This window comes from Kushneria sp. Sum13, from assembly GCF_052692355.1.
Map to the genome: position 1 here is coordinate 2,007,327 of NZ_CP199847.1, position 13,350 is coordinate 2,020,676.

The following is a 13,350-nucleotide window of genomic DNA, read 5'->3' on the forward strand; positions in this document are numbered from 1 at the left end:
TTCTGACAATAATCAACAGGGTGAAACACACCGCGCAACCTGACACCTGGTCAGGCCACGCCGTGCTGTGTGTTACCCGTTATGGGGGGAGTTGCCGGTTTTTCAAGAGAAACGGCGTCATATCCATCAACGCCGTGCTGCTCATTTAAAGGGAATGGCCCCTTACGCGGCGGGTGTGTTGGCGCTTTCACGCCAGCGTCGATAGCCGTCGAGCTCTTCGTCGAGCTTGGCCAGAAGCCAGCCGCCGATGACGAGATCATCGAGCAGTCCCCAGAAGGGAATGAAGTCCGGGATCAGATCGATGGGACTGACCACATAGACGATGGCCAGCGCCATCAGTCCCAGCGCCTTTTTGGGCAGCGGCCGATAGCGGCCCTTGCGCCAGTCGTTCATCATGGGAAAGAAGGTGCGTAATGCCTTGAAAATTCGCCAGTAGACACGACCACGGCCGCGAATCAGCCCGATGGGATTGAGTCGACCTTTTGCCATGGATGGATACCCCGCATAAAGGATGTTGTTTCAAAAAGGCCGTTTGCTGCCTGCATCTGTTCAACGCCGCAGGAACTCGATAACGTCCTGTCGGGATCGTTAATTTTAAACGTCTGGATTAGTCTAGGCCTCAAAGACGCAGTATGCCTGTCCCGTGCAGGTTCATATCGATGGCTGACAGGAGTTTTCGGGTGAGGGTTACGTACAGATTATCCAGGCGCTGGCTGGGCGTTATGCTGGTTGCCGGCATTGCCGCACCGGCGTGGGCCAGCGACCAGGGCTTTACTCAGGCCTTTGAGGCCGCTCGTGCCCACCAGTGGGATCAGGTGGATCATGATGCTATTGAAGGTCATGTGCTGGAAGGCTATGTCGAGTATCACGAACTCAAGGCACGCCTGCCGGGGGTATCGCCGGCCGTCATCAATGACTATTTAAAGCGCCATGAAAACTCGGTACTGTCCGAGTGGATGCGCGGTATGGCCCAGGACACATGGGGTGCGCGCCAGCAGTTCGATGATTTTCTGGCCGTGAGTGATGGCGTCCCGCAGGGCACCACACGTCAGTGCTGGTACTATCGAGCGCTGCTGGGCCAGCAACCCCAGCGCGCCGCCATTGGTGGCCGCGAGCTGTGGCTGGTCGGACACTCCCAGCCTTCGGCCTGCGACCCCCTGTTTGATCAGCTTCGTGCCAACGGCACCATTACCGGCGCCGATATCTGGTCGCGGCTGATGCTCGCATGGCGCGCCGGGGAAGACACCATGGCGCGCTACCTGCCGGACGAATTGCCTCTGAGCTGGCAACCCCAGCGGGCCCTGTTCGAGCGCCTGCAAAATGACCCGAGCCGCATTACCGAGCTACCCGCTTTGGTCCACCACGATATGCCGGGCGTGTCTTCGCTTTATAGCACCGCCATGGCACGCCTTGTCCGCCAGGATACTGCCCGGGCACTGACGGCCTGGCGTGAGGTCAAATCCCGCGCACCGCTGACCGACGAGCAGCGCCATGACATCGAACATGACCTGGCCTTCTACTCGCTGGTACGCGATATCGACGCCAACGCTTCATGGGCCAATGCCGCCGCGGCACAGCTGGGTGACCAGGATCTGCTGGAGCTTCGTACGCGCAAGGCACTCGAGCACCGTCAATGGCACGATGTAGCGGCATGGATCGAGCGCATGAAGGAAGACGACCGTCGCGACGCCCACTGGCAGTACTGGCTGGGTCGCGCGCGCGAGCAGCTGGGCAATGACACCGGCGCCCGTCAGGCCTGGCAGATCGCGGCCGGCCAGCGCAGCTTTTTCGGCTTTGCCGCCGCCGATCGTCTTCATCAGCCCTATGCGCTTGAAAACGAGCGGGTCACGATTGCCGAGCATGATCTAAAAGACGCCGCCAGCCTGCCCTCGATGCGCCGAATTACTGCGCTATATCGCATCAACGAGCCGGGCCTTGCTCGCGCCGAGTGGTACTACCTGATGCGCCACCTGCCCAAGGCGCAGCACCCGACGCTGACACAATACGCGCTCAGCCAGGGCTGGTATGACCTGACCATTTACGCCGCCATTCGAGGCGATCACTGGGATGCTCTCGACTGGCGCTTCCCGCAGGGCTACGTCGACCTTTTCCAGAAATGGGGACAGGCACGCAACGTCGACCCATGGCTGCTCATGGCGCTGGCAAGGCGCGAGAGCTCCTTTAACCCACAGGCGCAGTCACCGGTGGGCGCTCGCGGTCTCATGCAGTTGATGCCCGGGACGGGGCAGCATGTCAGCCAGCAGCTGGGCGTGGCCTGGCAGGGTGTGACAAGCCTTGAAGACCCCAACACCAATGTCATGCTGGGCAGTGCCTATATCCGTGACATGGCGGCACGCTACAGTGGCAATCGCATTGCGGCAGCGGCAGCCTACAACGCGGGGCCGGGGCGCGTGGATCGCTGGCTGGCCAACAGCGATGAACCCTTTGATCTCTTTGTCGAGGAGATTCCCTTTCGCGAGACGCGCGAATACGTGCAGGCAGTCCTGACCTATCGCGCCATCTTTGAAGGACTGGCAAAAGGCACGACCCAGGGCGTTTACATGATGAGCGAACACGAGCGCACGACACGATATAACAGTGATCTGCAGCGCTGAAGGATGCACTGCAAACAAAAGGGGCCCTGTTGCAGGGCCCCTTTTTTATAACACGCACTTTTTGACAACCATCATCTTGATGACAACCACGTTTATGGCCGCTGCCGATTTATAGCAGCAGCAACAGTGATGCCATGCCCGCCACGGCAACCACCAGGCCAATCAAAACGGCCAGCCCATCACGCATTAACATACCCAGCGCCACCAGCATCAGCATGGCGCAGGGCAACGCAGGCCCCATCGGCAGTGGCTCGACGAAAGGAATGGACAGGCTGATCAAGACGATAAACATCGCCACGACGCGATGAATGACCTCATTGTCCATAAAGGCCAGACGAGGCCTGAAAAGCCGCTCCAGCCGCATCACCCAGGGATTGATCTTCTCCACTGTTCGATGAAAGCGCTGGCCATTGATCGAAAGCTGACGCAGACGTCGAGGCAACCAGGGGTTGCTGCGGCCCATGACCTGCTGAATGGCCACCAGCGCCATCACCACGCCACACAGGGTCGGCAGCCCGAAAATGGGCAGTGCCAGCGCAATCAATGGCGGCGTGACGAGCAAGGGGCCGAAGCTGCGCGAGTGAAAGATCGTCATGAGATCATCAAGGCTGACCTCACTGCCCTCGTGCTGCTTATCCAGCGATGTCATCAGCTCGCTGAGTCTGGTGGTTTCTGCCATGAATGTCCGTGCTGCCCTGTCATGAATCCGGTGCCAATGCGCGCCACCCTAAGCGACATCATTGGCGCCCTCGTGGTCATGCTGATCGCGGGATACTGCGCCTAAATCAGCATGGCAAGCCATCCACCACCAACGATGGCCACGGCCAGTCCTGCCAGCACCACCAGACCATCACGCGCGATCATGCCCAGTGCGATCAGCAGCAGCATTCCGGAAGGCAAAGCGGCTGCAAAGGGCAAAAGCTCCAGCGGCGCCATCGACAGGCTCAGCAGTGTGATCAAGACGGCGACAACGCGTCGAGCGGCGTTGGTATTCATGAATTCCAGCCGCGGCTTGAACAGGTACTCAAAGCGTTTGGCCCAGGGCTCGATGCGAACCACCATGCGATGGAAACGATCGGCACCGATGGAGACCTCTCGCAGGCGCGACGGGAGCCAGGGGTGGGTGCGCCCGAAGACCTGCTGAATGGCGATCAGTGCCATGAACAATCCGCAGGCAGTCGGAATGCCGGGCACCGGGCACACCAGTGCCAGCAGTGAGGGAATGACCAGCAGCGGCCCGAATCCACGGGACTCAAAGGTTTTCAGAATGTCATTGATACTGACATCGTTGCCCTCGTGCTCATCGTCCAGCGACGTCATCAGCTCGCTGAGTCTGGTAGTTTCTGTCATGACTATCCGTATTGCCGTCGTGAATGAGAAAACAGGCGTCAAGCCTTTTCCCCTGGAGCTGACGAGCTGCCTTCAAGGCTTGATTCGGCCTCGATAAAGATCCGTTTGATCTCGTCATGCTGTTGCTTGAGGTTTTTATCCAGCTCGGCAATTACTCGCTCGAGCCTTTCCGCCGGCATGCTGCGATTAAAGCGCACGCTCAAATTGACCAGGATGAAATCCGGCCCCATATGCATGGTCAGCACTTCATTGACCACTTCGACCTGAGGGTGGCGGCCAACAATGTCGCGAATATCATCCACGACCCGGCGATTGGCGCTTTCACCGATCAAAAGGCCCTTGGTTTCAATGGCAAGCCACACCGCCGTACCCGCCAGTATCAGACCGATGACGATAGAAGCCACGCCATCAAAGACCGGATTACCGGTGACCTGACTCAGCCAGACACCGCCGAGCGCGACCACCAGCCCCAGCATGGCCGCCGAATCCTCAAACAGCACCATAAAGAGCGAGGGGTCCTTGCCGCGCTGTACGGCCTCGACATACCCCCATTTGCCCTTGGACTTGCGAAAGCCGTGCAGGGCAAAAAGCCAGGAAGCGCCTTCAAAAAGAATGGCCAGCCCCAGCACAATGTAGTTGATCAGGGGCGATGACATGGGCTCGGGCGACATGACATGTACCACGCCTTCGTAAAACGACACCCCTGCCCCGATGGCAAAAATCAGGATGGCGACCACGAAACTCCAGAAGTACACCTCCTTGCCATAGCCAAAGGGGAAGTCACGGTCCGGGGGCCTGCGAGCACGATGCATTCCAAACAGCAGCAGCACCTGATTGCCGGTATCCACTACCGAATGAATGCCTTCGGAGAGCATGGCCGAGCTGCCTGTCATGGCAGCGGCCACAAACTTGGTAATGGCAACGGCCAGGTTGCCAGCCATTGCCGCATAAATAACGGCTTTTGATTCAGAAGCCATGCAAAAAATTCCTTTACTGGAGACTATCGCTCACGTTCGTGTCTGGTCGACAACTGATCGTTGAGCGTCCAGAAATCATAGAGCACGCCCAGCAGAAAAAGCCCGCCGGTCAGCAGATAAATGACCCCCGTGATCCACTTGCCCATATACATGCGATGAAGCCCCAGAACTCCGAGGAAAGTCAGCAGTATCCAGGTCACGGTGTAGCTTCTGCTGCCGCGCTGAAAGCGAAGATCCGCCTGACGATCCATGAGCGGGATAAGAAAGAGATCGACAATCCAGCCAATCAGGAAAAGACCAAAGGTAAAAAACCAGATCGTTCCCGTAATGGGCTTGCCGTAATAAAAGCGGTGCGCGCCGGTAAAACCGAAAAGCCACAACAGATAACCCATCAGCATGTTATGGGTGCCCTGTGTGGCAGCGTTGGCGTGCGTAACGTGGTTGGGTGCAGACATGACATTGCCTTTCAAATGAGGAGGACTGCACCCGATATGGTGGCAGGCACTGAAACAGTCAATGCCGGACAGGACAACGACACAGGATCACGAGCGACGCTCCATGTGCAAAAGCCCTGATATGTCACTTGAATTTGTCATGGGCTGAAACCCCATGCGCTCATAGAGTCGACGCGCAGGGTTTTCGGCAAAGACCTTGAGGCGCATCCGTGTGGCCCCCAGCGCCTCCTGTCGTTCAATCCAGCGGATCAGCACCTCCCCTCCAATACCCCGACCTCGCCAGGGTGCTGTCAGGTGCAGTTCGCGAAGGTGGTGAATGCCCTCCTCCACATCCCAGGCAATCAATCCGGCCCTTTGCTCATTGCGCATGATGATGGCCGTTTCAAGCCGCACCCACTGCTCCCTGAAAAGCTGACGACTAAAGACCATGCGTCGCTTTTGCCAATAGGGCGACATGGTCTCCTCGACCAGCTGCTGGGCAAATCGCAGATCATCCGTGTGATTACCGGGTCGCCAGTCCAGCGGCCACGGCGGCTGTGAAGTGACAGCACTCATGACACACCCAGCTCCCTGAGTCTTTCCTTGAGATAGCCATCGGCGCTGTAGCGCTCGGAAAGCACCACCTCGGGACGGGGATGCAAAAAAAGCGGCAGGGAAAGCCGCGCGCGCTGGCGTGATGCCCCTTCAGGATTGACCACCCGATGGGTAGTGGACGGAAAATATCCGTTGGAGGCTTCCTGCAGCATGTCGCCCACGTTGATGATCAGCTGTCCCGGATCACAGGGCACCGGCAGCCACTGGCCGTCACGCCCCTTGACCTCGAGACCGGCTTCATTGGAGGCCGGCAATACGGTAATCAGATTGATGTCCTCATGAGCGCCTGCGCGCACCGCACCTTCCCCTTCGTTGCCTTCAAAGGGCGGATAGTAAAGCACGCGCAGCAAGGTCTGCTGACTGTCGGCAATCATGCTGGAGAGCGCCTCACTAAAGCGCTTTGAGACCTCTGCAGGCGTGTTGGCTTCAATCCACCCCAGAAGCGTTGTCGCCACGTCCTGCGCGATCCGGTAATACTCATCGATATCGGCCTGCAGGCTGTCGGGTACGCGGGTGCCCGGATAGATATGAAAGTATTCCTTGAGGTCCTTTTGCGTTTGCCCCTTCGCCGTTTCAGAGATGCTCGCCGGAAAAAAACCGGCGTGCGTTTCAGGGTCAAAGCGCCACTGCTGCTTGTCCTGACTTTCAAAAAAGGCAGCCCAGCCAGCATAGATTCGCTCAACAAGCGCCTGGGGCACCGGGTGGTTGCGTACCACACCGAAACCGGTCTCGCGCAGCGACTGCGTAAACTGTTGTGCTGCCTGTGCATCCTGATAATCGACGTTCTGGACGTTCATCAATCCTGCTCCAATGCTGATCGTTCCCATGCATAATGGCATGCACCTGAAGATTGGCAAATTGCCCTTGACCTTTCTCAGGATCCTGAATCATGCTTCAAGAGGTAGCTTTACAGAAGGATTCCCTGATCGATGTATCGATCATTTCCTTTTGAAAGCCCAACGCATAAACGGGCTGCGGCTCGGTATCACTGCAAATAAAGCAAGGACATCAAAGATGGCAACCGGTACTGTCAAATGGTTTAACGACACAAAGGGATTCGGCTTTATCTCTCCCGATGACGGTGGCGACGATCTCTTCGCGCACTTCTCCGAGATTCAGGCTGAAGGCTTCAAGTCACTTCAGGATGGCCAGAAGGTCTCCTTTGAAGTTACTCAGGGCAAGAAGGGCCTTCAGGCCGCCAACATCAAGGCCGTTGACTGATCACCGCATCAGCATAGCCGCCTTGCAAAAAGCCCGCGCCATGGCGCGGGCTTTTTTATGTCCAGTGGCCGGCAAATAATGAAAGCCACCTTCACCTACCGAGCCGGCAGACCGCATCACGGCCTGCCCTGCCCATTTACTGCGTGTTGCTTGATGAGTCGTTGAACTGATCAGCTTCTCCGGCCTGGCTCATGGCCGCCGATGAACCGGTATTGGTGGCCGTGTGGCCTGTGCCGCCCTCACGAGCACCGGTGCTCTCATCCGTGCTGTCTTGAGACTCGTTCATGCCCTGCATGGTGCCGGCATCCTCATCGCCACCCTCTTCAGGCATGGTGCCGGTGTCGCCGCTATCGGAGCCCATGGTGTCATCGCTCATGTCATCACCGGCCTGGTCAGCAGCACCTTCAGAGGTCGCGTTGGCACCTTCACCGTCCATGGAATGGCTGTTCTGATTGGCTTCCTGAGCCTGGTCGCTTGCCTCATCGGCCGGATCATCCTGACCGCAGGCACTCAGACCAAGCGCCATGGCAAAGGCAAGGCCTGCTGCCGCAATTGTTTTCCCTTTCATGAATATCTCCCTGAACACTTCAAATTGACGACTTTAAATTAACGATTTCACACAAGCATTGCGCTGATAAAGCGGCACCGGGGCAATAGCCACTACTGCCCGTCACGGCCCGGGTCTATCTGCATGCGCCGGCAATGGCAGTCATGCTCATGAAAACAGACTTCGTACCACTGCCATGCAGCATTAAAGCGCCTACTACTTATAGTCATGCCGTGACCAGCGTACCGTCGTCATTTTGTAACGTTCAGGTTAATGCCAGCCATCATGAAAGACCGCCGTTTTCAGGTTAGCGCCCTCGCCCCTGCCGGTCTGCCGGCTTGCCTTCATACATGAGCTGGCACTCATCAGGAAGAATGATCGTCAGAGCCCCCGGACAGACCTCTATTCTTGCCTGAGTAAACTCGTGAAATTCACCGTCCAGATTAATGGGCAGTGGCGTTTCACTCTGAAAATCCATCGAGGTCAACTGATGGTAACGCACAAGCTCTCCATTGGTCGGCAGCTCTCGCAGCTCATGAATGGCGTTGCCGACCCGGCTCAACGAAAAGGATTCAACGGTCAGCACATCCAGCAGGCCATCATTGAGCAGTGCGCGCGGCGTCAGCTCCTGCCCGCCTCCTGCCTGTCGGCCATTGCCGATCGCCAGCACAATCAAATCACGCTCGTAATTGCCGTCGCGGGTCTGTAAGTGGCAGCGAAAGGGCTCAAAGCGCCATGCCTGCATGATCCCTACCAGCGAATACGCGCCGCCGCCCAGCAGTTTTTTCAGGGCAGGTGGTGTGTCGCTGGTCACCTTGGCCCCAAATCCACCAGAGGCCATGTTCAGAAAATAGAGATCGTTAATGCGAGCAACATCAATGGCACGCGGCGTGCCGTGAATTGCCAGAGAAAGGGCATCAAGGGGCGGGCCCGGAATACCTGTTGCGGTAGCAAAGTCGTTTGCCGTGCCCATGGGAATGATGCCCAGCGCGGGCCGTTTCGAGGACTCGATGCCCATCAGCGCATTGGTAGCCTCGTGAAGTGTACCGTCGCCGCCTGCCACAATGATGCGATCGAGGCCCTGATCCACCGCCTCTTCCAGAAAGCGGGCAATATCACCACTTTCCCAGGTGACGCGAACCGAAAGATTCACGCCCTCATTTCGAATGCGATCCACTGCCTCGCGCAGCTCAGGATTCCCGACCCCCTTGCCATTCACAATCAGCCAGAAATTCAATCTCGCACTCCTTTTCATGTCATTGAAAGACATCGGTACAAAGATAGAGGTACAAGGATAGATGCCCCCTATTTTAGCAGGCACTCACCGAAGCGATGTATACCCTCGCAGCCATGGCAGCATCGCTGCGGCGAAATAAAATAAATCTTGATCCACCGGGACGTTATTGCCCCTGCCAAAAACAGTGAACGCTACCCTTCCCGACAGTTTACATGATCCTGCCATCGATGATTTTTGACGCTCATCAGCGCACAGGGTTCGTACCGCCTACTTGATGCAGGTATACTCCGTCGCTTTTATCATCCGGGCGCACGATCACAATTTTCGCTCGCAACGGCCTGATATCGAAGGTCGAAGGCATGCTACATTCCCCCTCGTTTTCCCGGCACCCGCTTGAGAAACGCCGGTTCAAGGGTCATGTCATGTGCCATCGAATCATGCAGACCTGCCATCGGGTGCTACTGGCATGAACAGGGTTGTCATGATGCTGTCATGGCCCGGGCAGCCCGAGCGAGAATGACGGCAGTCCTGACCTGCCTTTTTAATTCCTTTAAATTATAAAAGCATTATAATTTATACCTTTTAATTCATTGGGGAGGTCGCTAGCATTCGCCTTCCTCCCACGGGGACAGATGAGGATATCCACGATGTCACAAGGCCCCCTGCTCGACACCAACAGTCCTCTGAATGGCGATCAGGCCCAGCGTCTCAATGACGTACTGGGCGGCATGGATCGCGATCAGATGACCTGGCTGAGTGGGTATCTCGCCGGACTCAACGCGTCCGGCGGCCAGCTGAGCGCTGCGTCACCTGCAGGTGCACCACAGACCGCCTCCGCACTACCCGAAATTACCGTATTGTATGGCAGCCAGACCGGCAACGCTGAAGGTGTGGCCGAACAGGCCCGCGATCGCGCCAAGGCTCATGGCTTCAATGTTCGCCTGCTCGACATGGCCGACGCCACCAAAAAGGATCTCAAGGATCCCACCAACATGGTGGTCGTGGTCAGTACTCAGGGTGAAGGCGATCCGCCGGATACGGCGATCGGCTTTTACGAACTGATCAATGGCCGCAAGGCCCCCAAACTCGACGGCCATCGCTTCGCCGTTCTGGGTCTGGGCGACTCAAGCTATGACCAGTTCTGTCAGATGGGCAAGGAATTCGATGCCCGTCTGGCCGAACTCGGCGCTGAACGGATCAGCGATCGCATTGATTGCGACGTTGACTATGAAGAGCCGGCAGAAGCCTGGATTGAAACCGTGCTGTCTCGCTACGCCGAGCTCTCAGGTGCGACGACGGCAGCCGCCGAGCAGGGTTCGCCCGCGGCATCGACCGGCGAAAGCCAGTGGTCCAAGAAAAACCCCTTCTATGCCGAGATTCTCGACACGGTGGTGCTCAATGACGACGGTTCCAGCAAGGAAACCCGTCATATCGAGCTGTCGCTGGAAGATTCAGGCCTAGTCTATGAGCCCGGCGATGCGCTGGGGGTCGTGCCGCAAAACGATCCGGACTATGTCGATGAGCTTCTGGAAAAACTCAGAATCAGCCACGACACCGAGCTGGACACCGGCAGCAAGGTACGCGATGCGCTGCTGGCCGAGTTTGAAGTCACCACGCTGACACGACCGTTTCTCGAAAAATGGGCCGAACTCAGCGATGACGCTGAACTGCGTCGTATTCTGAGCGATGAAGCGCGTGATGAGTTCAAAAACTGGGTCTATGGTCGTCATATCATCGATGTGATCGAGCAGTTCCCGGTCGACAATCTGGATGCCGCCACCTTTACCCAGGCGCTGCGCAAGCTGCCGCCGCGGCTTTACTCCATCGCCTCAAGCTATAATGCCGAACCCGATGAAGTACATCTGACCGTTGGTGTCGTTCGCTACGAAGCGCACGGACGGGCACGCAACGGCGTGACGACCGGCTATCTCTCCGAGCACGTACAGCCCGGTGACAGGATCCCGATCTATGTCGATCGCAACAAGAACTTCAAGCTGCCGCACGATCACAGCACGCCGATGATCATGGTAGGTCCGGGAACGGGTGTGGCACCCTTTCGCGCCTTCATGCAGGAGCGTGACGATGCGGGCGCCGACGGCGACAACTGGCTTTTCTTTGGCGACCAGCATTTTCATACCGACTTCCTGTATCAGGCAGAATGGCTGAACTGGCGAGAGAAAGGCCTGCTGACCCGTCTGGACGTGGCCTTTTCACGCGACCAGGCCGAAAAGGTCTACGTGCAGGATCGCATGCGGGAAAAAGGGGCTGAACTCTACGCCTGGCTTGAGCGTGGCGCCCATTTTTATGTCTGTGGTGATGGCGAGCGCATGGCAGCCGATGTCCATCAGGCGCTGCTGGATATTGCGCGTGAGCACGGTGGTCTTGATGAGGACGCCGCCGCTCAGTACATCCGCGATCTTCAGCAGTCCAAACGCTACCAGCGGGACGTATACTGAATATGACCGATATTATTGCCAAACTCCGTGATGAATCGCTTGGTGACTACGCCGCCAACGAAAGCCTGAAGGTCAACAGCGACTATCTCCGTGGCCGGTTGATGGAAGACATGGCTGACAACGCCACCGGCGCTGTCAGCCCTGACGATACCCAGCTGACCAAGTTCCATGGCTTTTACATGCAGGACGATCGCGACGTTCGTGATCAGCGCCGCAAGAAAAAGCTGGAACCGCTCTACTCCTTTATGGTGCGCCTTCGCATTGCCGGCGGCCGCATGAGCAGTCAGCAGTGGCTGACGCTGGATGAGGTGGCTCGCAACTATGCCAATGGCACGCTGCGCATCACGACACGCCAGACCTTTCAGTACCATGGCGTGTTCAAGAGTAACCTGCGCGCGCACCTGAAAACCGTCAACGACGCCATGATCGACACCATCGCCGCCTGCGGCGACGTCAATCGTAACGTGACCTCAACGGCCAACCCTCACCGCTCCGCGATTCACCGACAGGTCTATGATCTTGCTGCCGAGATCAGCAATCATCTGCTACCGCGCACGCGTGCCTATCACGAGATCTTTCTCGGTGAGGAGCGTGTCGCCGGCGGTCCGGAAGAGGTCACCGAGCCGCTTTATACGCAGCACTATCTGCCGCGCAAGTTCAAGATCGGCCTGGCAATTCCGCCGGACAATGAAACCGACGTGCTGACCAATGACCTGGCCTTTATTGCCATCGTTGAAAACGGTGAACTCAAGGGTTTCAACGTGGCAGTCGGTGGCGGCATGGGATCCACCCATGGTGAGCCGGACACCTATCCGCGTCGTGGCTCGATTATCGGTTATTGCGATGTCGACCAGACCGTCGATGTGGCCGAAAAGGTCATGCTTGTACAGCGCGACAACGGTGATCGCAAAAACCGCAAGCATGCCCGCCTGAAGTACACCGTGGATACCATGGGTACCGAAGGTTTCAGAGCCGAGCTCGAGAAGTATCTTGGCTACGCGCTGGGTGAAGAGCATGCGTTCGAATTTACCACTACCGGCGATATTCTCGGCTGGTATCAGGGTGAAGATGGCCAGTGGCACTTCGGGCTTTTCGTCGAGAACGGTCGTATCCGCGACTACGCCGATGACAACCCCATTCATGCCGGTATGCAGATCATGAGCGGCATGCGCGAGATTGCCAGCATTCACGACGGCGATATCGTGCTGAGCTGCAACCAGAACCTGATCATTACCAACGTGAAGCCTGAACTTCGAGAACAGATTGATGGCATCATCGATCGTTATCGCATGCTCAAGGACGTCACGCCCCTTCGCCAGCATTCAATTGCCTGTGTGGCCTTCCCCACCTGCGGTCTGGCGATGGCAGAAAGCGAGCGTTACCTGCCCACGCTGCTGGACAAATTCGATGCCATCATGAAGGACGCAGGTCTCGAAAACGATCCAATCATCGTTCGCATGACCGGCTGTCCCAACGGTTGTGGCCGGCCCTTCATGGCCGAGATCGGCTTTGTAGGCAAGGCGCTTGGCCGTTACAACCTCTATCTGGGTGGCGACTTCACCGGCACACGGCTCAACAAGATGTATCGCGAGAACATCGATGAGAAGACCATTCTCGAAGAGCTGACACCGATGATTCATCGCTACGCCAAAGAGCGTGAGTCAGGCGAATCCTTCGGTGACTTTGTCGTTCGTGCTGGCATCATCAAGGCCACCGAGAACGGGCTGGACTTCCACACGGCCTGATCCATGCCTTGTTGTATCAGGGGGCTCGACCATGTGTCGGGCCCCTTTTTTTATGGCCGTTCTATTGATGACCGTCCTGCCTGCATGACCAACAACATGCTGCCCTCACCGGTCTGCACGCTCATCCTCAAGGGTTACCCATAAAAAAGGCCC

13 protein-coding genes are annotated in these 13,350 nt (G+C 57.3%); 4 read left to right on the plus strand and 9 right to left on the minus strand.

Annotated elements, in window-relative coordinates; all coding sequences use genetic code 11:
- Positions 1-162: 162 nt before the first annotated feature.
- Positions 163-489, minus strand: a complete 327-nt coding sequence (locus ACUN8C_RS09470) for a YkvA family protein (protein ID WP_108842174.1) — start codon at positions 487-489, stop codon at positions 163-165.
- 191 nt (positions 490-680) lie between these two features.
- Between ACUN8C_RS09470 and ACUN8C_RS09475 the strand changes: the two genes are divergently transcribed.
- Entirely contained in the window at positions 681-2,615 is a 1,935-nt protein-coding gene (locus ACUN8C_RS09475) for a transglycosylase SLT domain-containing protein (RefSeq protein WP_445618987.1), read from the plus strand.
- A 109-nt stretch (positions 2,616-2,724) separates the two neighbouring features.
- Here ACUN8C_RS09475 and ACUN8C_RS09480 read toward each other — a convergent pair whose 3' ends face one another.
- From ACUN8C_RS09480 to ACUN8C_RS09505, 6 genes are all read right to left on the minus strand, one after another.
- The gene (locus ACUN8C_RS09480) at positions 2,725-3,294 is read right to left on the minus strand and encodes an exopolysaccharide biosynthesis protein (protein WP_445618988.1); all 570 of its coding nucleotides are present in this window, start codon (positions 3,292-3,294) and stop codon (positions 2,725-2,727) included.
- 101 nt (positions 3,295-3,395) lie between these two features.
- The gene (locus tag ACUN8C_RS09485) at positions 3,396-3,965 is read right to left on the minus strand and encodes an exopolysaccharide biosynthesis protein (RefSeq protein WP_445618989.1); all 570 of its coding nucleotides are present in this window, start codon (positions 3,963-3,965) and stop codon (positions 3,396-3,398) included.
- Between the two features lie 38 nt (positions 3,966-4,003).
- Complete coding sequence (locus ACUN8C_RS09490; RefSeq protein ID WP_445618990.1) at positions 4,004-4,942, minus strand: cation diffusion facilitator family transporter; 939 nt, start codon at positions 4,940-4,942, stop codon at positions 4,004-4,006.
- A gap of 23 nt (positions 4,943-4,965) precedes the next feature.
- Positions 4,966-5,397: an NINE protein gene (locus tag ACUN8C_RS09495; protein ID WP_445618991.1), complete on the minus strand. Its 432-nt coding sequence runs from the start codon at positions 5,395-5,397 to the stop codon at positions 4,966-4,968.
- An 87-nt stretch (positions 5,398-5,484) separates the two neighbouring features.
- Positions 5,485-5,952 carry a GNAT family N-acetyltransferase gene (locus ACUN8C_RS09500; protein ID WP_445618992.1) on the minus strand — a complete coding sequence of 156 codons (468 nt, stop codon included), beginning with the start codon at positions 5,950-5,952 and terminating at the stop codon, positions 5,485-5,487.
- Positions 5,949-6,818, minus strand: a complete 870-nt coding sequence (locus ACUN8C_RS09505) for an isopenicillin N synthase family dioxygenase (protein WP_445618993.1) — start codon at positions 6,816-6,818, stop codon at positions 5,949-5,951. The genes ACUN8C_RS09500 and ACUN8C_RS09505 overlap by 4 nt, the downstream gene beginning before the upstream one ends.
- 187 nt (positions 6,819-7,005) lie before the next feature.
- Between ACUN8C_RS09505 and ACUN8C_RS09510 the strand changes: the two genes are divergently transcribed.
- Positions 7,006-7,212, plus strand: coding sequence for a cold-shock protein (locus tag ACUN8C_RS09510; protein ID WP_108842782.1), 207 nt, complete (start codon positions 7,006-7,008; stop codon positions 7,210-7,212).
- Positions 7,213-7,348: 136 nt separating this feature from the next.
- On the opposite strand, the gene ACUN8C_RS09515 is transcribed toward ACUN8C_RS09510, so the two are convergent.
- Positions 7,349-7,780 (minus strand): hypothetical protein, encoded by a 432-nt coding sequence (locus ACUN8C_RS09515; protein WP_445618994.1) that lies wholly within the window; start codon positions 7,778-7,780, stop codon positions 7,349-7,351.
- Between the two features lie 286 nt (positions 7,781-8,066).
- Positions 8,067-8,996 carry a lipid kinase YegS gene (gene yegS, locus ACUN8C_RS09520; RefSeq protein ID WP_445618995.1) on the minus strand — a complete coding sequence of 310 codons (930 nt, stop codon included), beginning with the start codon at positions 8,994-8,996 and terminating at the stop codon, positions 8,067-8,069.
- Between the two features lie 647 nt (positions 8,997-9,643).
- On the opposite strand from yegS, the gene ACUN8C_RS09525 reads away from it, so the two are divergent.
- Both ACUN8C_RS09525 and ACUN8C_RS09530 read left to right on the plus strand, forming a co-directional pair.
- Complete coding sequence (locus ACUN8C_RS09525) at positions 9,644-11,452, plus strand: assimilatory sulfite reductase (NADPH) flavoprotein subunit (RefSeq protein ID WP_445618996.1); 1,809 nt, start codon at positions 9,644-9,646, stop codon at positions 11,450-11,452.
- 2 nt (positions 11,453-11,454) lie between these two features.
- Complete coding sequence (locus tag ACUN8C_RS09530; RefSeq protein WP_445618997.1) at positions 11,455-13,197, plus strand: NADPH-dependent assimilatory sulfite reductase hemoprotein subunit; 1,743 nt, start codon at positions 11,455-11,457, stop codon at positions 13,195-13,197.
- The last annotated feature ends 153 nt before the right edge of the window (positions 13,198-13,350 follow it).

Excerpts from the sequence above, each read along its gene's own strand:
- ACUN8C_RS09510 (WP_108842782.1), top strand. The coding sequence starts at position 7,006 with ATGGCAACCGGTACTGTCAAATGGTTTAACGACACAAAGGGATTCGGC.
- ACUN8C_RS09525 (WP_445618996.1), top strand. The coding sequence starts at position 9,644 with ATGTCACAAGGCCCCCTGCTCGACACCAACAGTCCTCTGAATGGCGAT.
- ACUN8C_RS09485 (WP_445618989.1), bottom strand. The coding sequence starts at position 3,965 with ATGACAGAAACTACCAGACTCAGCGAGCTGATGACGTCGCTGGACGAT.
- ACUN8C_RS09470 (WP_108842174.1), bottom strand. The coding sequence starts at position 489 with ATGGCAAAAGGTCGACTCAATCCCATCGGGCTGATTCGCGGCCGTGGT.
- ACUN8C_RS09500 (WP_445618992.1), bottom strand. The coding sequence starts at position 5,952 with ATGAGTGCTGTCACTTCACAGCCGCCGTGGCCGCTGGACTGGCGACCC.
- ACUN8C_RS09495 (WP_445618991.1), bottom strand. The coding sequence starts at position 5,397 with ATGTCTGCACCCAACCACGTTACGCACGCCAACGCTGCCACACAGGGC.
- ACUN8C_RS09515 (WP_445618994.1), bottom strand. The coding sequence starts at position 7,780 with ATGAAAGGGAAAACAATTGCGGCAGCAGGCCTTGCCTTTGCCATGGCG.
- ACUN8C_RS09490 (WP_445618990.1), bottom strand. The coding sequence starts at position 4,942 with ATGGCTTCTGAATCAAAAGCCGTTATTTATGCGGCAATGGCTGGCAAC.
- ACUN8C_RS09505 (WP_445618993.1), bottom strand. The coding sequence starts at position 6,818 with ATGGGAACGATCAGCATTGGAGCAGGATTGATGAACGTCCAGAACGTC.
- ACUN8C_RS09530 (WP_445618997.1), top strand. The coding sequence starts at position 11,455 with ATGACCGATATTATTGCCAAACTCCGTGATGAATCGCTTGGTGACTAC.
- ACUN8C_RS09480 (WP_445618988.1), bottom strand. The coding sequence starts at position 3,294 with ATGGCAGAAACCACCAGACTCAGCGAGCTGATGACATCGCTGGATAAG.